Below are 19,185 nucleotides of genomic sequence, written 5' to 3' on the forward strand. Positions count from 1 at the left end.
TCAGGCGAGGGAGGTGATGGCGTCGGCCACGGCGTTGAACAGACCTTCGAGGTCGCGCTTCTCGGAGATGAAGGGCGGACCGAATTGCAGCGTATCGCCGCCGTAGCGGACATAATAGCCCGCCTGCCAGCATTTCATCGAAATCTCCCACGGGCGGCGGGCCGGTTCGCCGGGCGCCGCCTCGATCTGCACCGCCCCGGCGAGGCCGAAATTGCGGATATCGGCGACATATTTCAGCCCCTTCAGGCCGTGGATCAGCTCCTCGAACACCGGCGCCAGCGCCTGCACCCGCCCAGCCATATCGTCTTTCTCGAAAATCTCCATCGCCGCCAGCCCCGCCGCGCAGGCCACCGGATGCCCGGAATAGGTGTAGCCATGCGGGAACTCAACCAGATATTCCGGCCCGCCCGCCGCCATATAGGTGTTGTAGATCTCGCCCGAGGCGATCACCGCGCCCATCGGCACGGTGCCGTTGGTGAGGCCCTTGGCGCAGGTGATGATGTCCGGCGTGACGCCGAATACCTGCGCGCCAAAGGCCCCGCCCGCGCGGCCGAAGCCGGTGATCACCTCGTCGAAGATCAGCAGGATGTTGTGCTTGGTGCACAGCTCGCGCAGGCGCTTGAGATAGCCCTTGGGCGGCACCACCATGCCCGCCGAGCCGGAAAAGGGCTCCACGATCACCGCCGCGATGTTGGAGGCGTCATGCAGCCCGACCATCTCCTCCAGCGCGTCGGCCAATTCAGCGCCATGCTCGGGCATGCCCTTGGTAAAGCGGTTCTGCGCCAGGAGCGTATGCGGCAGATGGTCGACATCGCCCAGCAAGCCAAACAGCTTGCGGTTGCCGACAATGCCGCCGACGCTGGTGCCGCCGTAATTCACGCCGTGATAGCCCTTGATGCGGCCGATGATCTTGGTCTTGGTCGGCATCCCCTTCTGGCGCCAATAGCCGCGCGCCATCTTCAGCGCCGTATCGGCGGATTCGGAGCCGGAATTGGTGAAGAACACATGGTCCAGCCCCGCCGGGGCCATGGCCGCGACCTTGTTGGCCAGCTTGAAGGCGAGCGGATGGCCGAACTGGAAATTGGGCGCGTAGTCGAGTTCGGCGATCTGGTGCGACACGGCCTGCACGATCTCGGCGCGGCGATGGCCGAAGCCGGTGCACCACAGGCCGGAGAGGCTGTCGAACACCTTGCGCCCTTTGCCGTCGATGAAATGGCAGCCCTCGGCGGCGACCATCATGCGCGGGTTGTTCTTGAACTCCCGGTTGGCCGTGAACGGCATCCAGTAGGCGTTCAATTCCTCGCGGCTGAGGCCGGCGGCGGCTTGCTGGTCATAGCTTGGCATGGTGCGTGTCCCCGTGATCTGCGAATAAGATTGACGCCACAGTAAGGGCGGTTTTAGATCGAATAAATCCTAACTTAATTACGCTAACTTCAGGTTTTACTTACGCATGTCTCCGCTCACCCGCCTGAATGAAGCCGATCTGCGGCTGCTGCGCATCTTCCGCACCGTGGTGGAATGCGGCGGATTCAGCCCGGCCGAGGTGGAGCTGAACATCTCACGCCCGGCGATCAGCCAGCACATGGCGGATCTGGAACAGCGCCTGGGGCTGACGCTCTGCCAGCGCGGCCGCGCCGGGTTCCGCCTGACCACCGAGGGCGAGGCGGTGTATCAGGCGTTGCTGCGCATGTTCGCGGCGGTGGAGAATTTCCGCGGCGAGATCAACGCGTTGCGTGAACATCTGCGCGGCGAGTTGAATATCGGCATCACCGATAACCTTGTCACCTCACCGCGCATGCGGGTGACCCGCGCGCTGCGGGCGTTGAAAACCCAGGGGCCGGAGGTGCGGGTGAATATCCGCATGGTGCCGCCCAGCCAGATCGAGCGCGGCGTGTTGGATGGGCAGTTGCATGTCGGCATCATCCCCGCCGGGCGCACCCTGCCCGGGCTGCGCGAATTGCCGCTCTATGACGAGGTTTCACATCTTTATTGCGCGGCGGAGCATCCGTTCTTCGCGCGCGCCGGGGTGGTGGACGCCGCCGCCATCGCCGGGGCGGATGCGGTGGCGCCTTCCGGCTTGACCAGCGAGCACCCCCTGCGGGTGACTGCCACCGCCGCCGACCGCGAGGGCGTGGCATTCCTCATCCTTACCGGCTGCTATATCGGCTTCCTGCCCACCCATTACGCCCGGCAATGGGAGGAGCGCGGCCAGATGCGAGCCATACGGCCCGATCTTTACGCCCAGACTGTGGAGTATCAGGCCGTCACCTCGCGCAGCGGCCATCCGAATTTGGTGCTGTCCACCTTTTTGAATTTTCTGGAACGGCAGGAATAGCGCCCGCTCCACGCCAGATTCGGAAAGTGTTAAGGACCTGCATGGTAGCGTGGAGGCATGAGCTCCACCCTTCACACCGCCGGCCGCGTGGCCGATGATCCCTGGTCCTCCTGGCTCAACCATCGGCGCGATGGCGGGGACCCGGCGATCCGCGCCCGGGTGGCGGATGAAACCGCCGCCTTCGCCGGCAAGTTGCTGAACCTCGCGCCCGCCACCCCGGCGGCGATGCTCGATATCGGCAGCGGCGCCGGGCTGGTGGCCTGGGCGGCACTGGCGCGGTGGCCGCACCTCACCGTTACGCTGACCGACATCTCCGCCCCCCTGCTGGCCCAGGCCGAGACCGAGGCGCAGGCGCGTCGCGTCAGCCACCAATGCCGCTTTCTGCACAGCGGCGCCGAGGGGCTGCCCGGCGCCGAGGCCGCCGCCTATGATCTGGTGACCAGCCGCTCCGCCATCGCCTATGCCGCCGATAAGACCGCCGCCTTCCGCGCCGCCTTTCGTGTGCTGCGCCCCGGCGGCGCGCTCTGCATCGCCGAGCCGCTGTTTCACGAGGAAGCCCTGGCCGCCCGCGCCCTGCGCAACCTCACCGAAACCTCCGCCGACCCGCTGCTGCCGCTGCTGCACAAATGGAAGGCCGCGCAATTCCCCGATACCGAAGCCACGGCGCAGGCCAACCCGCTGACCAATTACACCGAGCGGGACATGCTGGGCTTCGCCCGCCAGGCCGGATTCGGGGAGTTGCATCTGGAGTTGCACATCGACGAGCGGCCCGCGCCGAAACGGGACTGGGCCGCCTTCTGCGCCACCGCCCCGCACCCGCTGGCGCCGCCGCTCACCGAGATCCTGGCGACGCGCTTCACCCCCGCCGAGCGGGCGCGGTTCGAGACGGCGCTGCGCCCGTCCATCGAAGGCGGAAAATTCATGACCACCAGCCGCATGCTGTATTTGCGCGGGCGGAAGCCGCTCACCGCCCGCCTCGGCGTTGCCTGAGCCGCCCGGCTTCCCTAATTTTCCGGGGCATGATCATCCGCCCCGCCCGCCCAGAAGACACCGCCGCCATCTGGTCGATCATCGGCCCGGTCATGCGCGCCGGCGAGACCTATACGCTCGCCCCCGAGATGAGCGAGCGGGAGGCGCTCGGCTATGTGGACGCGCTGGTGATGTACCGGCACCTGCCCGGAAGGCGTTGAATACCGTGTTGCCGGAGCGGGCTTCCGCTATAGCCGCGCCCGTGCCAACAATAATGGCCGCAAACACGAGAAGGAGCTTGGCCATGTCTGATGAAATCCGCGAGGTTGTTGCCGCGTTTGATGACCCCGCCGCGCTGGACCGCGCCGTATTTGCGCTGGAGACGCAGGGCTTCGACCGTGCCGCGCTCTCGGTCCTGGCCACGGAGGATACGGTGGCGAGCGCGCTCGGGCATCGCTACCAGCAGGTGCGCGATGTCGAGGATGACCCGAAGGTGCCGCGCGAGGCGTTCTTCTCTCGCATGTCGCGGCTTGAAGCCGAGACTTTTCCCGCCCCTGCCCTCGCCTCGCTGGGCTGGCTGATGCTGGCCGGGGTTGGCGGCGGCATTCCGGCGATTATCGCCGCTGGGGCTGGAGGGCTAATCGGCGCCGCTCTGGGCGGGTTGATCCATCACCACTACGCGGTGCGCATCCAGGAGCAACTGGCCCGCGGCGGGGTGGTGCTCTGGGTGAGCGTGCGCGACGCCGCGGCCGAAGCCACGGCCAAGCAGACCTTGCAGGCGCAGGGGGCGCATGATGTCCATGTCCACAAGCTGGCGGCGTAGCCACGCCGAAACAGACAGCCGACCCGACATTTTTAACGTGCTCAATTAAGCCGCTGTAAAGAACCTGCCGGTACCACCGATGGCACAATGATAAACGTCGCCATCACACGCCCGACTGTCTGGCTGCCCCTTGACCTGATATGCGCACGCGCCCTCAGCGCCGGTGCATGGCGAACTTGAAATAATTTTCGCCGCGGGGCCTGCTCATGCTCGGTCAACATTTCTTTCTTGCGCGCCAACCGATTCTCGACCGAAACCGCCAGCTCGTGGCCTATGAGCTGCTGTTCCGCGCCAGCCAGGAGAACCGGGCCGAGGTGAGCGACGATGTGGCGGCGAGCGCGGCGGTGATTCAGCATGCGTTTCTCGACCTTGGCATGGAGGAAGCGCTGGGCGGGAAAACCGCGTTCATCAACGCCTCGGAGGCGTTGTTGATGAGCGACGCGCTGGAGGTTCTGCCCGCCAACCATGTCGTGATTGAGTTGCTGGAAACGGTGCGGATCACCGCACCGCTCATTGAGCGCTGCCGGCACCTGAAGGCGAAAGGGCTGCGCCTCGCGCTCGACGACGTGATCGCGCTGGACGATGCCATGATCGCCATCCTGCCGCTGATCGACATCATCAAGGTGGACATGCTGGCCGCGCCGCCAGAGGCGCTGGAACTGGTTGCGCGCGAGGCGCAACGCCATGACGTGAAGCTGCTGGCCGAGAAGGTGGACACCCAAGAACAATTTGAGCGCTGCCTCGCCGCCGGGTTCGCGCTGTTCCAAGGCTATCATTTCGCCCGGCCGAAAATGCTGCGGGGGCAAGCCCCCTCGGCCTCCACCCTCGCGCTGCTGAAACTCCTCGAACTGATCGCCTCAGATGCCGAGATCGAGGAATTGGAGGAAGCGCTTAAGCGCAATCCGGGATTTACACTGAAACTGCTCAAGATGGTCAATTCCGCGGGGTTGCGGCGTTCAGGCAAAATCTCCAGCCTGCGTCAGGCGATTCTCGCGCTTGGGCGTATACAGATCAACCGGCTCGTGCAAATCATGATGTTCACCCAGGGCAGCGGCGAGACCGTGACGGCCAATCCGCTGGCGCAGATGGCCGTGATCCGCGGCCGGATGATGGAGGGGCTGGCTGAGGCCTGCGCGGAACCGGAACTCAAGCCCCGCGCCTTCATGCTGGGGATGTTAAGCCTCGCGGATGCGTTGTTTGGCAAACCGCTGGAGAAGCTGGCCGAGATCCTGTCACTAGATGAGGCAATGCGAAGCGCTTTGCTGCGGCGCGAGGGGCGGCTGGGGCAGATGCTCGACCTGGTGGAGATGACAGAACACGCCCAGACGACGGGAACAGCGCTCGCGCTTACTCAGCGCTTGGCCGCAATGGGGGGCGGTGACGCCGAGATGCTGAACCGCCTACATCTGGAGGCGCTGCGCTGGGCGAATCATTTCTGACCCGGCCGCACCGGGCGGACCGGGCCATCACAATCTGCGGCGGTGTTGCACGCGTTGCAGGCAGATCTCGCCCTCCACCGTCCAGCGCACACGCACGGGCAGGCGTTCGCCATTCGGCAACTCCAAAGTAAAAACGCCGAACATCACCGGCTGGCCGCTCATCGTGACGCGGTATAAATCGCTGTGTGTGCCAAGCAATTTGCATTCATAAGGCTGCGGCGCGCCGCAATCGTCGGTGAGGATCATCCGCGTAACCGGGTTCAGGATTTTCAGCCCCAGTTGATTGCCTTTGATCCAGCGTATGCTGACCGCGCGGCTCCAGCCATCGATATGCTCCATAAGCACCTCCTGCCCCGGCGCGAATTGCCGCCCGGCCTCGGGGTTGGGCGAGAGGAGGACGATACGGTAGCCGGTGGCCGAAGTATCGGTGATACGGCATTTATGCGCACGGGATTGGCCGGGCACGACGAGGTGCGTTCGCTGGGCCAAAGGGCTCTGATTGTCGACCGCCATGCGCTGCGCGATGCGCCGCTCATCCGCGTCCGGCTGCTCGCTGCTCATGGATAGGGCGCCTCTCTCATCGGGACACAACGATCTCCTGCCAACCACGCTGTCTGTATGCACGTAACGGTTTAATCTTCGTCAACGTGGCGTGGGATCGTTGGCCCGGCGGCTCGGCGCCCTCTCGTCAACCCGGCAAGTAGGCGAGCAACTCGTCGCTGCTCATCACATGGCCGTAGATCATGTTGATGATCTCCAACTCCTTGAGATGCAATTCATGGCTGCCCGCGGCGCAGCCATCCTCGACCACCAGCACGCCGAAACTCTCATCGGCCAGCGAGCGCACGGTGGAGGAGACGCATTGATCGGTGAAGATGCCGGCGCAGACGACATTGGTGATGCCGAGATTGCCCAGCATCAGGCGCAGATTGGTGCCGGTGAGCGCGGAATCGGTGGTCTTGGTGACGACGATCTCGTCACCCTGCGGCGCCAGTTCGGGAACGATCTGCGACTCCCATTCATCCTTGGGCAGCAGCAGATTGTTCCAGCCGGGCTTCTTCTGTGAGAGCGAGCGGTCGCGCCCGTCCCTGGTCTGGCAGGCGATGCGGGCGAAGAGCACCTCATGCCCGCCCGCGCGGAACGCGGCGATGAGCTTGGCAATGGTTGGAATCACCACGCCATGCATCCGCTCGTGAAATGGCGTCCAGGCGTCATAGAGCGCCTGCTCGGCGGGGGGCAGGCTGGCGCGGTCTGGGCGCTGGAGATAGGTGTTCTGCACGTCGATCACCAGCAGCGCCGTCTTGCCGCGTTCCAGCACCGGGTCCTCCGGCGCGGGGGCGCCCTGGTAGTAAAGCGAACGGAAGGCGGTTTTCCAACTCATAGGGCTTCCTTTCTTCTTGGCAGTTCGCCAGGCGTGCTGGCCGCGCCGCAATCGCTCATGACATCGGCAAGCTGCGACAGGGTAGAGCCCTTGTTGGGCGAATAGGCCCCGTTGAAAATGGCTGAGCCGATGGTGAAGGCATCCGCCCCGCGCTGTGCGATGCTGGCGATGCGGGCGGCGGAGTCGATGCTGCCCGCCACGATCAGCCGCCCCTCGCCCACGCCGCGGCGCGCGGCCTCGACAAGGTTGAGCGGCGCATCCTCGGTAGCGCGGTAGGCGAGCAGATCGGCCCCCGCGCAACCCTTGGCCATGAAGCTACGGCATTGCGCCTCGACCTGCGCGGCAGTGCCGCCCAGCGCCGTGGGATGGCCGACAGGTGTGCCGGGGAACGGGTAGTAGCGGATGCCGGTGCCGCGGATGATCTCCAGCGTGGCGTCAACCTCGGTGCCGCCGAGCAGATGGTCCACCCCCAGCGCCACCGCCGCGCGCGCCGAGTCGAGCGCGGCGTCCGGCGTGGCGCTCACCACCTCCATATAGGTGCTGGCGCCCAGGGCGCGGATTTTGGCGGTGAGCCGGTGCAGCGTCTCGACACTGACGCCGACATCCTTGAACCCGATATGCTTGAGCCCCAACGGGCGGATCAACTCGCATAGCTCCAGACAATCGGTGACCGTCTGGTCGTTGCGGGTCAACATGAAAATGAAATCCATCATACGGACCTCCCAAAACCCGCCATGCCGCGCCGACCGGTGGGTTTTTTTGTTTGAATGCAGTCTGCCCTGTGCGGCATGGTAACGTTCGTGATTGACGGATAAGAGTGCGGGACATGAGATAGTAGCCGCAAAATGTTGAAATTTACAACCCGTATGTTGCAAGCCAAACATACATTACATAGTATTTTCCCGGGTCAGCAAACTGGCCTCACAACCGAAAATAAATCCGGGACCGTGGAGGGGATTTGAAACACGGCGGGCCAATCATCGTCGGCGTCGATCAGGGGACAACCAACACCAAGGCGATGGCGATCGATTCCGCCGGGCGGGTGCTGGCCCAGACGGAACGTCCGATCGCCACCGCCTCGCCGCAGCCGGGATGGGTGGAGCAGGACGCGCTGGCGATGTTCGCCAATTGCGTGGCTTGTATCCGCGAGGTGATCGAGCGCGCCGGCGCCTCGGCGCGGGATGTGGCGGGGTTGGGAATTGCTAACCAGACCGAGACGCTGGTGATCTGGGACCCCACGACCGCCAAGCCGGTGATGCCCGCGATGGTCTGGCAGTGCCGGCGCGGCGAGGCGGAGATCGCGCCGCTGCGCCGTCCGGAAACCGCCGCCCTGATCGCCGCGCGGACCGGGGTGGATCTCGACCCCACCTTCACCGCCGCCAAACTGGCCTGGGTGACGCGCCACCTTCCCGAGATCGCGGCGGGGCTGCGCGAGGGCGCGTTGCTTTGCGGCACGGTGGATTGCTGGCTGCTGTGGCGCTTGAGCGGCGGGCGGATTTACGCGACCGAGCCAGGCAATGCCTCACGCACCGCGCTGTTTGCGCTAGAGCGCGGCGGCTGGGATGCCGAATTGCTGGCCTTGTTCGGCCTGGAGCTTGCGAGATTGCCCGAAACCGGGCTGACCGCGCGGCATTATGGCGAGACCGCGGCCGGGTTGTTCGAGGCGGAAATTCCAATCACCGCGGCAATGGGGGATCAGCAGGCCTCGCTGTTCGGGCATGGGTGTTTCGCGCCGGGCGATCTGAAGGTGACCTATGGCACCGGCGCTTTCATGTGGGCGAATGCGGGGGCGCGGATGCCGCCAGGACGGGCCGATGGGCTGATCCGCACCATTGCCTGGGATTTGGGCGCGCCCACTTACGCGCTGGAGGGGTTCGTGATGTCAGCCGGGGCGACGCTGAACTGGCTCGCCAGGCAGTTCGGTTTGGCGGGCGGGGGCGAGGCGGTGGTGGCGAAGGCCCGGGAGGCGGCGGATAGCCATGGCGTGACGCTGGTACCCGCGTTTCAGGGGCTGGGTTCGCCATGGTGGAATGCCGATGTCCGCGCCGTGCTCTCGGGCATGACGGAGGCGACCAGCGTGGCCGAGATCTGCCAGGCTGGGCTGGAGGCCGTCTGCTACCAGGTGCGCGCCGCGCTGGAGGGAATCGCCGCCGCGATCGGACGGCCGCCAGCCCTGGTGCGCGCTGATGGCGGGCCGACGCGCGCGGCGGCGTTGATGCAGTTGCAAGCGGATTGCTTGCAGATTCCGCTGCATTTGGCAGCGCAGGAGGCGCTGACACCATTCGGCGTGGCACTGATGGCCGGGCTCGGTGCGGGGATCTGGCGGGGGACCGATGAGTTGCGCCCGCTGGTGGGCGCTGGCCGCGAGACCCACCCCAACCCAGCCACGCAAACCCGCCAAGACGCCGGATACCACACCTGGCTGCGCGCGGTGGATGCCGCCATCGCCGCCACGAAACCCCAACCGGAAAACGCCGCATGACCAACCCGCAAGCAGAACCGTACGATCTCTTCGTGATCGGCGGTGGCATCAATGGCGCCGCCATCGCCTGCGCCGCCGCCGGGCGAGGCTTGGCCGTGGCGCTCGCGGATGCCCGCGATTTCGGGTTTGGCACGTCGTCGCGCTCATCAAAGCTGATCCATGGCGGGCTGCGCTATCTGGAGACTTATGATTTCCGCCTGGTTCGCCATGCGCTGCAGGAGCGGGAAATTCTGATGGCGCGCACGCCGCATCTGGTCTGGCCGATCCGCCTGGTGCTGCCGCATGTGCCCGCCCTGAGGCCACGCTGGATGATCCGCCTGGGGCTGTTTCTTTACGACCATCTGGCCAGCCGCAAGACACTGCCAGGCTCCGAGATGATCCGGCTGCACGGCCATGCCTTTGGCGCGCCGCTCAAGGAAGATTATGAATTCGCCTTTGCCTATTCCGATTGCCGGGGCGATGATGCTCGCCTGGTGATCGCCAATCTGCTCGGCGCGCAGGCATTTGGCGCGACGATTTTACCGCGCCAGAAAGTCACCGCCGCGCAGCGTGCGGATGGCAAATGGCGCATCACGCTGGAGGATGCCGCCAGCGGCGAAACCCGCGAGGTCACGGCGCGCGCTTTGGTTAACGCCGCCGGCCCCTGGGTGGACCATGTGGCGGGAACGCTGGCCGGCGTGATTACGCACCGGCGGATGCGGCTGGTGCGCGGCAGCCATATCGTGGTGCCCCGCCTATGGGCCGGCGAACAGGGATATTTCCTGCAAACCACAGACAACCGCACCATGGAAATGTTCCCGTATGAGGATGATTTCACCTCGATCGGCACCACGGATACGCCGTGGGAGCGCCCGCCCGAGGAGGTGGATGTTTCCCCCGACGAAATCGACTACATGCTCGCGCAAGTGAATAATTATCTAAAAACCCCGGTGCGGCGCGCGGATATACGCTGGGCCTATGCCGGTGTGCGGCCCTTATTCGAGGTCGGCGGCGGGCGCGATTCCGACCTCACCACGCTGACGCGCGATTATGCCTTCGAGATCGACAATCAAGGCCCGCCCGCGCTCACCGTCTTCGGGGGCAAGCTGACCACGCACCGGCGTATGGCTGAAGACGCGATGGCGCGGCTGGCGGCAGTGTTCTCCATGCCCGCGCCGAAACCGGAGGCAAGCAACCCGCTGCCAGGCGGCGCGTTCGGCGCCGATGGCCTGGTTGGTTTTGAAGCTAGCCTCGCCCGCCGCCACGCCTGGCTCCCTGCCCCCCTGCGCCGGCGCTGGGTACGTAACTACGGCACGCGCGCTAAGGCGCTGATCGGGGCCGCTGGCAACATCGCCGATCTCGGTCAGCATTTTGGCTACGATCTTTATCAGCGTGAGGTCGATTTTCTCATGCAGACCGAATGGGCCGCAAACGCGGAGGATGTGCTGTGGCGCCGGACCAAGCTCGGCCTGCGGCTGACCAATGAAGAGGCCGCCAAATTGGCGGCCTATATGGCGGAACAGATTGAACTAGGCTGACGCCTAGGGAAACAATCCCATCTCATGAATATAGCGGCAGATTTGCGTACGCCGCCGCAGGGCGAGCCTCTGCAGGATCATCGACACACAGCTCTTTACCGTGCCCTGGCTCACATTCAGGAAGTTTGCGATTTCCTTATCCGCGAGCCCGAGCGCGACAAGCTGCGCCACCACAAGCTGGCGCCCACTGAGCACGACTCGATTGGGCGCATAGCCCATCATTCGCGCCGCCTGGATGTCGGGTTGTGTACTCGGCGCTGCTGGGCGTTTTGCGGCCATGTTGATCGTCAAAGGCTGTAGCGAGTTGGACAAGATTTACCATCCCTACGCATGTGAGAAAGTCATTTCAACCATATTTTGCGAGGTAGTCCTCGCAAAGCCCGACCGTCCCCTCAGTGTAGGGAACACCCATCGACTGCGCGGTTTCCGTTTCCGCGTGTGAGCCGATCCAGGCCAGCAGCAAAATTCGGCGCAGCATGACGAAGGTCGGGATCTCCCGCTCATCCGCCGCGGGGAGTTTCGCCACTCTACGGTATCCTGTCTTCCAGGCTTCGATCAGGCCTGAAACTTGCGGTTCGTGTTCGTAAAACGAGAGGGGAGTGGCGGCGTCATACATGAACCAGCCAAAGCCGCAATCATCAAAGTCGATCACCTTGACAATATCATCATCGATCAAAAGATTCGCGAGACGCAAATCACAATGGATCAGGCCAAAGCGGCTTTCGTCCTGACCATAGGCAAGCAGCCGTTTGCCGATGACATCGACGGTGCGGCCAAACAGAGCGGCCTTCTGTGCATCCACTCCCATGCCATCGCGCCACTTTCCCCAATGCGGGTTGCGCTCCCCGAGTGTCGTCTCGAAATTCCAGGTCGGGCGAACAAACCAGGAGGGCCGCCGCCACTGCCGGCTATGCTGATGCATGCGGGCCGTGATTTCGCCAAGCACTTCGAATGGTTGCGTAAGATCATCGCCAATCCCCGGCTCCACCCCCGCTTCCCAATGCGAAAGCACGACGTGCCGTGGCTCGATCATGCGCGGATGATGGACCGTCTGAATCAACTCGCCATTTTTCCCCGCGATCGGCGTGGGCGTGACCACCACGTTCTGGGCGCGTAAATCCCGCAGCCATGCCAGCTCCGAGGCGATCGCCTCCTTGGTATGATAGCCGCCGCGATGCACCCTGAGCGCCCAACGTTGGCCATCCGGTGCCTGCACACGGTAGGTCGCATTCTCCGACAGATTGAGCAGCTTGACATCGACGCCAGCAGGCAGATCATAGGATCGCGTCACGGATTGCGCGAGTTCCATTAAAATTGCCATTTGTCCGTCGTGGGAGAGCGTATCGAAATCGTGCATCATACCCTGTCCCCTATGCTGCCCGTCCCTTGATATTGCCGAGTACATGCTCAATTTCACCAAGCCCTGTCCTGACGTCCTCGGTCCGGCCGGACATATAAAGCCGCCCGGCCGCGCCAATCATCTGCACATCGACAAGCGTCAGGCCCGGTGCCGCCTTCTCTGCCACGTTCGCCGCCATCGCGGCATAGAGCGCGGGCACCACTTCCATGACCAGAAGCGTCTCTCCGGGCATGATCATGGAAGCCTGACGATTGCGGTTGATGATGACGGCGTGCTGATCGGTAACATCCTCAATCATGTCGGTATACACGATTTTCGGTGCCAGCTGGTCCGCCGCCGCCAGCTGCATCCCCGAGAGGATCGCCGCTCCCGCCCGAAGCAGCTTGTCCTTATCACTTCCATGAATTTCTAGAATCCCAAACTGGCGCTCGACAAACAAGATTCCTGGCTCCAAATCCGGGTCGGCCTTCAGCGCGAGATCGATCACTCGTTCGATCATCAAACCAGGTGCAATTTCGATAATTAGCGAATGCTGCCCGGCAAATGGCGGGTAACCGCGGGCCCGCGTTGGTGTGCCGAGATAGGCCGCGAATTGCGGCTGCAGAGTTTCGAGCAAAAGATAAACCCGAAGGTCACCCTTGGCGGATTTCACCGTCTCTGACAATTTTCATACCCCTCCCGCACACCACACCGATGTGGATGCTATTTCGCGGCTGCCATCAAAAAATACTTTGATACATCCGCATGCGGGCGGGGAATCACATGCACCGAAACCAGCGTACCCACCTGCCCAGCGACTTCCGCCCCCGCTTCCGTCGCCGCTTTCACCGCGCCGACATCGCCCGATATAACGACGGCGACCAAGCCATCACCAACCTGTTCACGGGCGATGATGCTAACATTCGCTGCCTTCACCATCGCGTCAGCTGCGGCCAGCGCTGCCACATAACCTTTGGTCTCAATCATTCCAAGTGCATTGCTAGACATGAACTTACCTCCTCAAGATTTGTAATCCGTTTCAGGAACTGTGCGTTTCATCGATCAACCCGATGATCAACGCGTCAATAGGCGGCGACTTGCCCTGGAACCATGCCGCGGCAACCGAACCGGTCGCGACGATGACCTTTTCTCCGATCCCGCAATTCAGCGGATCGAAGGCGAGTAGCGTGGAGGATGACTCATCCACCCTGACTTCGAGGATCGAACCGGCTGGCATTTCCTTCACCTTTTTGGTCGACCAGACGCGGCCCGCGACCGTTGCCTTGATCATCCGCTCCTCCTTTCGATCTTCAGGCCAAGGCGGCGAGTCAGATCCCTCGCCAAGGGCGTGAGCACCGCGCCCCGCGCCAAAACGATGGTCTCGCCCGCGGCACATCCGGCGAGCTTCCGCTCAGATATCACGCCAGACAACACCGGCTTTTGTTGAGCTTCTGGCAGTTGAACTGCATCCGCCACCAGCCTGAACCGCAGCCTCCCGTCACGCACGGCCTCAACAATCCCAGGTGCCATCAACTTCTTTACAAACGCCTGCAACTCGGCGTCCGATGTCATCCGGACATCCTCAACCCCTGCAAGCGACCTGCGCTCCACCATGATCTCGCGCAACAATTCGCGGACCATATGACGCAGTTCCGCTTCGCTTGGATGAGCCATGGCTTACCCCACCAACGCCTGTTCCGCCGCGACAGCTGCGGCCCGCACATCCGATTCGGTCCCCGACAGGTAAAGCCTTCCCGTCGCGCCGATCATGCGGTAATCGACGATCTTTATATTCGCGGCCTTCTCGGCGGCGTTAGCCGCCAGAATGACATGGGCAGCGGGCTCCGTTTCGAGAACAAAAAGTGTCTCGCCAGCCAGAACCATCGACCCAACCTTGTTGCGGTTGATCAGAAAGGCATGCCCTGGATCGATGCGGTTGATAATCTGCGACGCCAGGATTTTCGGCTTCAACGCATCGCCCGGCGTCTTGCCCATTGAAGCGACAACCGCTTCCGCCGCGGCCTTGACCGCTGCTATATCACGCGCATGAATCTCCAGATATCCAAACTGTCGCTCCACCACCAAAACACCGCCCTGCACATCCGCCGCCTTTAAGGCAATGTCGGTCAGCGCTTCGATATCCAACCCCGGCGCGACCTCGATGATTTGCGCGGCCATATTCCGGCGTGGCAGAGATCCTCTGATCCATGTGCCGAGGTAGCACATGGTTTGCGGCTGCAATTGATCGACAAAGATGAAGGATCTGAGGATTGACATGGCTAAGCCGTCAGCACCGCGTTGAGTTCTTCGAGAATGATCTGACGCAACGTCCGCCGCAAATCACTTGCATCGGCAGGAAGGGATAATGGGACCGGCCTAACTGACGTGGATGTGGCGGCTAGCGAGGCGAAAGGATCTACACTCTCGAAATTACCGAACAACTCTGCATCCTCGCGGTTATAAGCAACATTGACAAACTGTACGAGATGACGCGGGGATAGATTTTCAGATAGCGAGGATCCACCGGCAAAGCCCGTGCCTATAGTCATCGACGGCCCAAGATTTGTTTCGAATCCAGATGCTCCTAGCGAGCATCCCGCATTTACGACCACACGCAAGGCGGGCAATGCTGCGGCAAAAGCTACAATATGCGCTTCGTGCCGGGAGTGAATGGCGGCCGAATGCCCACGCCCGGCTTTCCGCATCATCGATCGCGCGCTTGAAATCGCCTGACCCAGGCCATCGACCCGCGCGAATGCTAGCACTGGACATAATTTTTCTCGCACCAGCTCTTCTTCCGGCTGCACGAGATCGACCGGTGTAAGCAAAATTTTCGCGCCCGGCGCCGTGAACCCCGCTTCGCGCGCAATCAGGCTCGCATCTTTGCCGATGACTGCCGCATTAAAGCCGCCGCCGCCAAATAGCAAACGCCTGATCTTCGCCGTCTCATCCGGTGTGCAGAGATGCGCCCCCTCGGCTTTCATTGCCGCCAGAAGTTGATCCGCGATGCCCGCAAAAGCCAGCAGAGTTGATTCATTGGTGCATAGAATTGAGTTGTCAAACGATTTTGATGCGACGATACGCTGTGCAGCCTTACGAATATCCGCTGTATGATCAACCAGTACCGGTGCATTTCCAGGACCAACACCCAGTGCCGGATTGCCGGATTTATACGCGGCCTTCACCACCGCCGGACCACCAGTTGCGATCACGAGGTCAATTCGCGCATCGGCAATCAGCTTTTCGATCAGAGGAATCGTGGGTTCTTCAATAACTTGGATGACACCATCTGGCGCACCAGCGGCCTTGGCCGCCTCGGCCATGATCCGGGCTGCGTCGGCGCACACATCCTTTGCGCCTGGATGCGGCGACAAAATGATCGCATTGCGCGACATTAGCGCCAACAACGTCTTGAAGTATACGGTCGCAACGGGATTAGTGACCGGAACCAGCGCAAAGATCACGCCAACGGGACGCAGCAGTGCCACGATCTTTCCGGCTCGGTCAATGCGCGGCGACACCAAATCGTCCCCACCGTATTTTTCGACCAAGCCGCGCGAGCATGCCTCGTTCTTGAGTTGTTTGTGCGCGACCACACCCATGCCTGTTTCGCGCACGGCCCACTCGGCATAAAATCGTGCCTTCGCATAAGCCGCTTCGGCAACAGCCTGCACAATACGTTCCGTCTTCGCACGGTCTAATTTCTGAAACTGCGCGGCGGCCCAGCGCGAACGCTCTATTTTGAGCAGCGTCTGCTCATAAACCGCATCAGGAACACGCAGCAGAGGAGGTGCAGTTTCGCTCACGTCGAACTCCCGTTTATCGGCCGGCTTCACGCAGCAGCTGCCGCGCGCGCGGCATTGCCGCATCAAACCGGTCCATGATTTCCTCGCACATATCATGGCTCAGCAGTACGCCTGGCTTCCACTGCAGTACGCGCTTGTCGAGGGACGAGAAAATAGCCCAGACGCCATGCTCATACAACGCACGAGATACGAATACCGCGCCTTCCGGATGGTTGAACTCCAATCCGAGAATCACGCCGCGTTGACGCACACCGCTGAAAATATCACCGTGACGGCGCATCATCTCCGCCATACTGTCGCGAAAAAACGCGCTAACCGCATGTACGTTCGCAATCACCTCGGGACGCTGCAAGATCTCCATAACCTTATGCCCGACAACACAACCGAGCTCAGCCCCGCCCGAGGTCGAGATATGAGCGGCACCATCCTCATTCAACCAGCCACCGGCCCGCTCATTCACAAGGCAGGCTGAGATTGGATACAAGCCACCGGAAAGCCCCTTGGCCGTCACCATGATGTCAGGCTGGATCCCGTAAGTCTGCCACCCCCAAAGCGCGCCGCAACGCATCAACCCGGTCTGTACCTCGTCCGCGATATACATGGCGCCATATTTTTCACAGAGCGTCTTGCACGCCGCGAGATAGCCCTCTTTGGGCATCGGAAAGCCGTAGGTCGCCGGAATCGTCTCCATGATCACCGCGGCGATGTCACCGGATTTAAGCGCCCGCTCCATCGCGTCGACGTCATTGAACGGTACATGCAGAAAGGTCTCGGGTTGATCGGCAAGAAAAATTTTGCTGAAGCGCTCATCTCCCGTGGCGACCGAAAGGCCGCCATGGCCATGATACCCCTTGATGATGGAAACGATCTTGCGCCGCTTCGTCGCGTAGCGAGCGGACTTGATCGCGATATCCACAGCCTCCGCCCCGCCAGCGCCGAACACCGCATATTTCATACCCGGCGTCGCCTTGATCAGCGCCTCTGACAGCGCCGCACGGGCCACGGAAGGAAACCAGTGGTTGCCTATATCAAAATAATCCAGCGCTCCTTTGAGCGTTTCCACAAGTTCTGGGTGGCGGTGACCAAAATTGAAGGTGCCGCCATTAAGGTGCAGATCAATCAGGCGGCGGCCATCCATGTCATAAAGGCAATACCCCTCACGGCGGCCAATCACGAGGTCAATCCCCGCCTTCTGCCAGAAGAGGGTTTTATCCGGGTTCCAATAGCGAATCGCCGTATCCAGGCACTCTTGTTTGCTATCGAACCTGAAATGACCGTAGTCAAACATTGGCGCGTCCTTGATGTAGTTTTTGCGCGACTTCCAATATCATATGTTTGAAGCATGTCATTTTATGGTTGTCAAGCGCCAAATTAGATGTGATTTTTTGCCTCGGCGTTGGATGTCGGCTATTCTCACGTCCACCCTGTTTTTGTCGTACCTTTGTGCGATAAGGAGCCATGAGCAAACGTTTCCAACGACTAAGCAAGACCGAGCGGCAGGCTCGCATTGTTGCTGAACTGGCCGCCTCCCCATCTCTGCGCGTCAACAAGCTCTCCGAGCGGTTGTCGGTCTCAACTGAAACTGTGCGCCGCGACCTCGCGGAACTGGCAGAAGTCGGCTTGATCAACCGCACTTATGGCGGGGCGGTCCGCTCCGTGCCTTCCGAGCCAGCCGTTGCGGTGCGGGAGGGACTGATGCTGGCCGAACGCGAACGGATTGCCGAGGCCGCCGTGCAACTCGTGGAGCCAAACGACATCCTGATGATCGGCGGTGGCGCCACGACGCTGCATGTCGCGCGGCGCCTGGCGGCGACTCTCAATGGCCTGACCATCATCACACATGCATTTTCCATCGCGACCGCGGTCGCCGCCAATCCGACCCATAAAGTGATCATGCTGCCAGGCCAGTATGACGGGCGCGAGGGCGTGATTTATGGCCCGGAGACCATCGATGCGTTGCAGCGCTTCCACGCCAACAAGGCCCTTCTTGGCGCGAGCGGCCTAACGGTCGAAGGTCCCAATGATGCCGGCGTTGGCCCTGGCATGACGTTTAGCATGATGATGCGCCGGGCCGCGCACACCATCATCGTCGCCGATCACACCAAATTCGACCGCCCTTCGCTGACCGTCTATGGTGAATGGTCTCCCGCGACGACATTGATCACTGACATCAAACCCAAGGGCCGGCTGGCCACGGCGCTACTACAGGCGGGCGCCAATGTGGTTGAAGCACGCAGCGACGACGTCGAATTCTCGATGTAAGGAGGGGGTTATCACGCCCCCTCGCCCGTCCTGCTCAATCAAGCGCTTCCAATGTTTCGGGGAGGATCTGCCCGCCATCGACGATGATGGTTTGGCCCGTCACATAGGCGGCTTCCTTCGACGCAAAATAAAGCGCGGCATAGCCAATATCCTCCACCGTGCCGAGCCGCTTCAGCGGCACCGAGGCAGCCATGGTTCGCTGGTAATCCTCGCCCATCCCCGCAAGACCTTCAGTGATGATATTGCCCGGCAGTACCGCATTCATGGTGATGCCGTATTTCGCGAGCTCAATACAGGCGGTGCGCATGAAGCCGAGTTGGCCCGCCTTGGTCGCCGCGTAATGCGCCCATCCGGGATAGCCCGTCACGGGGCCGGTGATCGAAGATGTCAGCACGACCCGTCCCTGGTCGGATTGTTTGAGATAAGGCAGCGCCGCCTGGACGGACATGAACGTGCCTTTGAGATTCGTATTGCTCACCGTATCCCATTGCGTCTCGGTCATGTCCTCAAGCCGAGCCTGCGGAAAAATTCCCGCATTAGCACAGAGAACGTCAATGCCTCCACTACGCTCGGCCACTTCAGCGAAAGCCGCTATGAGGCTTTGGTGAACAGTGACATCGCCAAAAATGCCGTAAGCGCCATAGCCAATCGTTCTCGCAGCGGCGTCTGCGTCGTCGGCATGGCGGGCCATGATTGCGACGATCGCGCCAGCTTCAGCAAAGACCTTGGCTATGCCTCGGCCGATACCCTTCGACCCGCCCGTTACCACGACCACACGGCCCTTCAACGATGCGCTCATTCCTTGCTCCTTGAATATAAAACCAGGCGGCAA

General features: G+C 62.1%; 22 protein-coding genes. 8 read left to right on the forward strand and 14 right to left on the reverse strand.

The window, feature by feature from the left end; all coding sequences use genetic code 11:
• The gene (locus tag LI953_RS04790) at positions 1-1,344 is read right to left on the reverse strand and encodes an aspartate aminotransferase family protein (RefSeq protein ID WP_227074892.1); all 1,344 of its coding nucleotides are present in this window, start codon (positions 1,342-1,344) and stop codon (positions 1-3) included.
• Positions 1,345-1,450: 106 nt separating this feature from the next.
• Here LI953_RS04790 and LI953_RS04795 point away from each other — a divergent pair, with 106 nt between their 5' ends.
• The 5 genes from LI953_RS04795 (at position 1,451) to LI953_RS04815 (ending at position 5,566) form a co-directional block, all read left to right on the forward strand.
• A complete protein-coding gene (locus LI953_RS04795; RefSeq protein WP_227074893.1) occupies positions 1,451-2,335 on the forward strand; it encodes a LysR family transcriptional regulator in 885 nt (294 codons plus the stop codon).
• A 57-nt stretch (positions 2,336-2,392) separates the two neighbouring features.
• On the forward strand, positions 2,393-3,325 hold the full coding sequence (locus tag LI953_RS04800) for a class I SAM-dependent methyltransferase (protein ID WP_227074894.1): 933 nt from the start codon (positions 2,393-2,395) through the stop codon (positions 3,323-3,325).
• Positions 3,326-3,354: 29 nt separating this feature from the next.
• Positions 3,355-3,525, forward strand: a complete 171-nt coding sequence (locus tag LI953_RS04805) for a hypothetical protein (RefSeq protein ID WP_227074895.1) — start codon at positions 3,355-3,357, stop codon at positions 3,523-3,525.
• Between the two features lie 83 nt (positions 3,526-3,608).
• A complete protein-coding gene (locus LI953_RS04810; RefSeq protein WP_227074896.1) occupies positions 3,609-4,127 on the forward strand; it encodes a hypothetical protein in 519 nt (172 codons plus the stop codon).
• A 206-nt stretch (positions 4,128-4,333) separates the two neighbouring features.
• Complete coding sequence (locus LI953_RS04815; protein ID WP_227074897.1) at positions 4,334-5,566, forward strand: EAL and HDOD domain-containing protein; 1,233 nt, start codon at positions 4,334-4,336, stop codon at positions 5,564-5,566.
• Positions 5,567-5,593: 27 nt separating this feature from the next.
• Here the strand turns inward: LI953_RS04815 and LI953_RS04820 are convergent, their stop codons facing one another.
• The 3 genes from LI953_RS04820 to LI953_RS04830 form a co-directional block, all read right to left on the reverse strand.
• Positions 5,594-6,127, reverse strand: a complete 534-nt coding sequence (locus LI953_RS04820; protein ID WP_227074898.1) for a hypothetical protein — start codon at positions 6,125-6,127, stop codon at positions 5,594-5,596.
• 127 nt (positions 6,128-6,254) lie between these two features.
• Positions 6,255-6,947, reverse strand: a complete 693-nt coding sequence (locus LI953_RS04825) for a cysteine hydrolase family protein (protein WP_227074899.1) — start codon at positions 6,945-6,947, stop codon at positions 6,255-6,257.
• Complete coding sequence (locus tag LI953_RS04830; protein WP_227074900.1) at positions 6,944-7,660, reverse strand: hypothetical protein; 717 nt, start codon at positions 7,658-7,660, stop codon at positions 6,944-6,946. Before LI953_RS04830 ends, LI953_RS04825 begins: the two co-directional genes overlap by 4 nt.
• Before the next feature lie 245 nt (positions 7,661-7,905).
• On the opposite strand from LI953_RS04830, the gene LI953_RS04835 reads away from it, so the two are divergent.
• Together LI953_RS04835 and glpD are read left to right on the forward strand one after the other, a co-directional pair.
• On the forward strand, positions 7,906-9,429 hold the full coding sequence (locus LI953_RS04835) for a glycerol kinase (protein ID WP_227074901.1): 1,524 nt from the start codon (positions 7,906-7,908) through the stop codon (positions 9,427-9,429).
• Positions 9,426-10,946: a glycerol-3-phosphate dehydrogenase gene (gene glpD, locus LI953_RS04840; protein WP_227074902.1), complete on the forward strand. Its 1,521-nt coding sequence runs from the start codon at positions 9,426-9,428 to the stop codon at positions 10,944-10,946. The genes LI953_RS04835 and glpD overlap by 4 nt, the downstream gene beginning before the upstream one ends.
• Positions 10,947-10,949: 3 nt before the next feature.
• Here glpD and LI953_RS04845 read toward each other — a convergent pair whose 3' ends face one another.
• From LI953_RS04845 to LI953_RS04885, 9 genes are read right to left on the reverse strand one after another with little or no spacing between them, the layout of a single operon-like run.
• Positions 10,950-11,237 (reverse strand): response regulator transcription factor, encoded by a 288-nt coding sequence (locus LI953_RS04845; RefSeq protein WP_227074903.1) that lies wholly within the window; start codon positions 11,235-11,237, stop codon positions 10,950-10,952.
• 55 nt (positions 11,238-11,292) lie between these two features.
• Positions 11,293-12,306 carry a phosphotransferase enzyme family protein gene (locus tag LI953_RS04850; protein ID WP_227074904.1) on the reverse strand — a complete coding sequence of 338 codons (1,014 nt, stop codon included), beginning with the start codon at positions 12,304-12,306 and terminating at the stop codon, positions 11,293-11,295.
• A 10-nt stretch (positions 12,307-12,316) separates the two neighbouring features.
• Complete coding sequence (locus LI953_RS04855) at positions 12,317-12,970, reverse strand: hypothetical protein (RefSeq protein WP_227074905.1); 654 nt, start codon at positions 12,968-12,970, stop codon at positions 12,317-12,319.
• A gap of 38 nt (positions 12,971-13,008) precedes the next feature.
• Positions 13,009-13,293, reverse strand: a complete 285-nt coding sequence (locus LI953_RS04860; protein ID WP_227074906.1) for a BMC domain-containing protein — start codon at positions 13,291-13,293, stop codon at positions 13,009-13,011.
• Between the two features lie 31 nt (positions 13,294-13,324).
• Positions 13,325-13,576 carry a EutN/CcmL family microcompartment protein gene (locus tag LI953_RS04865; RefSeq protein ID WP_227074907.1) on the reverse strand — a complete coding sequence of 84 codons (252 nt, stop codon included), beginning with the start codon at positions 13,574-13,576 and terminating at the stop codon, positions 13,325-13,327.
• Positions 13,573-13,959, reverse strand: a complete 387-nt coding sequence (locus LI953_RS04870) for a hypothetical protein (protein ID WP_227074908.1) — start codon at positions 13,957-13,959, stop codon at positions 13,573-13,575. Before LI953_RS04870 ends, LI953_RS04865 begins: the two co-directional genes overlap by 4 nt.
• A 3-nt stretch (positions 13,960-13,962) precedes the next feature.
• Positions 13,963-14,562, reverse strand: coding sequence for a BMC domain-containing protein (locus LI953_RS04875; protein WP_227074909.1), 600 nt, complete (start codon positions 14,560-14,562; stop codon positions 13,963-13,965).
• 2 nt (positions 14,563-14,564) lie between these two features.
• Positions 14,565-16,121, reverse strand: coding sequence for an aldehyde dehydrogenase family protein (locus tag LI953_RS04880; RefSeq protein WP_227074910.1), 1,557 nt, complete (start codon positions 16,119-16,121; stop codon positions 14,565-14,567).
• Positions 16,105-17,379, reverse strand: coding sequence for an aspartate aminotransferase family protein (locus tag LI953_RS04885; RefSeq protein WP_227074911.1), 1,275 nt, complete (start codon positions 17,377-17,379; stop codon positions 16,105-16,107). Before LI953_RS04885 ends, LI953_RS04880 begins: the two co-directional genes overlap by 17 nt.
• A gap of 170 nt (positions 17,380-17,549) precedes the next feature.
• Here LI953_RS04885 and LI953_RS04890 point away from each other — a divergent pair, with 170 nt between their 5' ends.
• Positions 17,550-18,353 (forward strand): DeoR/GlpR family DNA-binding transcription regulator, encoded by an 804-nt coding sequence (locus LI953_RS04890; RefSeq protein ID WP_227074912.1) that lies wholly within the window; start codon positions 17,550-17,552, stop codon positions 18,351-18,353.
• A 34-nt stretch (positions 18,354-18,387) separates the two neighbouring features.
• Here the strand turns inward: LI953_RS04890 and fabG are convergent, their stop codons facing one another.
• Complete coding sequence (fabG, locus tag LI953_RS04895) at positions 18,388-19,152, reverse strand: 3-oxoacyl-ACP reductase FabG (RefSeq protein ID WP_227074913.1); 765 nt, start codon at positions 19,150-19,152, stop codon at positions 18,388-18,390.
• Positions 19,153-19,185: the final 33 nt, after the last annotated feature.

The organism is Acidocella sp. KAb 2-4, assembly GCF_020567705.1.
GTDB lineage: Bacteria > Pseudomonadota > Alphaproteobacteria > Acetobacterales > Acetobacteraceae > Acidocella.

Bases quoted from the DNA above. Each gene is read 5' to 3' on its own strand.
- LI953_RS04790 (WP_227074892.1), bottom strand. From the start codon at position 1,344: ATGCCAAGCTATGACCAGCAAGCCGCCGCCGGCCTCAGCCGCGAGGAA.
- LI953_RS04795 (WP_227074893.1), top strand. From the start codon at position 1,451: ATGTCTCCGCTCACCCGCCTGAATGAAGCCGATCTGCGGCTGCTGCGC.
- LI953_RS04800 (WP_227074894.1), top strand. From the start codon at position 2,393: ATGAGCTCCACCCTTCACACCGCCGGCCGCGTGGCCGATGATCCCTGG.
- LI953_RS04805 (WP_227074895.1), top strand. From the start codon at position 3,355: ATGATCATCCGCCCCGCCCGCCCAGAAGACACCGCCGCCATCTGGTCG.
- LI953_RS04810 (WP_227074896.1), top strand. From the start codon at position 3,609: ATGTCTGATGAAATCCGCGAGGTTGTTGCCGCGTTTGATGACCCCGCC.
- LI953_RS04815 (WP_227074897.1), top strand. From the start codon at position 4,334: ATGCTCGGTCAACATTTCTTTCTTGCGCGCCAACCGATTCTCGACCGA.
- LI953_RS04820 (WP_227074898.1), bottom strand. From the start codon at position 6,127: ATGAGCAGCGAGCAGCCGGACGCGGATGAGCGGCGCATCGCGCAGCGC.
- LI953_RS04825 (WP_227074899.1), bottom strand. From the start codon at position 6,947: ATGAGTTGGAAAACCGCCTTCCGTTCGCTTTACTACCAGGGCGCCCCC.
- LI953_RS04830 (WP_227074900.1), bottom strand. From the start codon at position 7,660: ATGATGGATTTCATTTTCATGTTGACCCGCAACGACCAGACGGTCACC.
- glpD (WP_227074902.1), top strand. From the start codon at position 9,426: ATGACCAACCCGCAAGCAGAACCGTACGATCTCTTCGTGATCGGCGGT.
- LI953_RS04850 (WP_227074904.1), bottom strand. From the start codon at position 12,306: ATGATGCACGATTTCGATACGCTCTCCCACGACGGACAAATGGCAATT.
- LI953_RS04860 (WP_227074906.1), bottom strand. From the start codon at position 13,293: ATGTCTAGCAATGCACTTGGAATGATTGAGACCAAAGGTTATGTGGCA.
- LI953_RS04865 (WP_227074907.1), bottom strand. From the start codon at position 13,576: ATGATCAAGGCAACGGTCGCGGGCCGCGTCTGGTCGACCAAAAAGGTG.
- LI953_RS04870 (WP_227074908.1), bottom strand. From the start codon at position 13,959: ATGGCTCATCCAAGCGAAGCGGAACTGCGTCATATGGTCCGCGAATTG.
- LI953_RS04875 (WP_227074909.1), bottom strand. From the start codon at position 14,562: ATGTCAATCCTCAGATCCTTCATCTTTGTCGATCAATTGCAGCCGCAA.
- LI953_RS04885 (WP_227074911.1), bottom strand. From the start codon at position 17,379: ATGTTTGACTACGGTCATTTCAGGTTCGATAGCAAACAAGAGTGCCTG.
- LI953_RS04890 (WP_227074912.1), top strand. From the start codon at position 17,550: ATGAGCAAACGTTTCCAACGACTAAGCAAGACCGAGCGGCAGGCTCGC.
- fabG (WP_227074913.1), bottom strand. From the start codon at position 19,152: ATGAGCGCATCGTTGAAGGGCCGTGTGGTCGTGGTAACGGGCGGGTCG.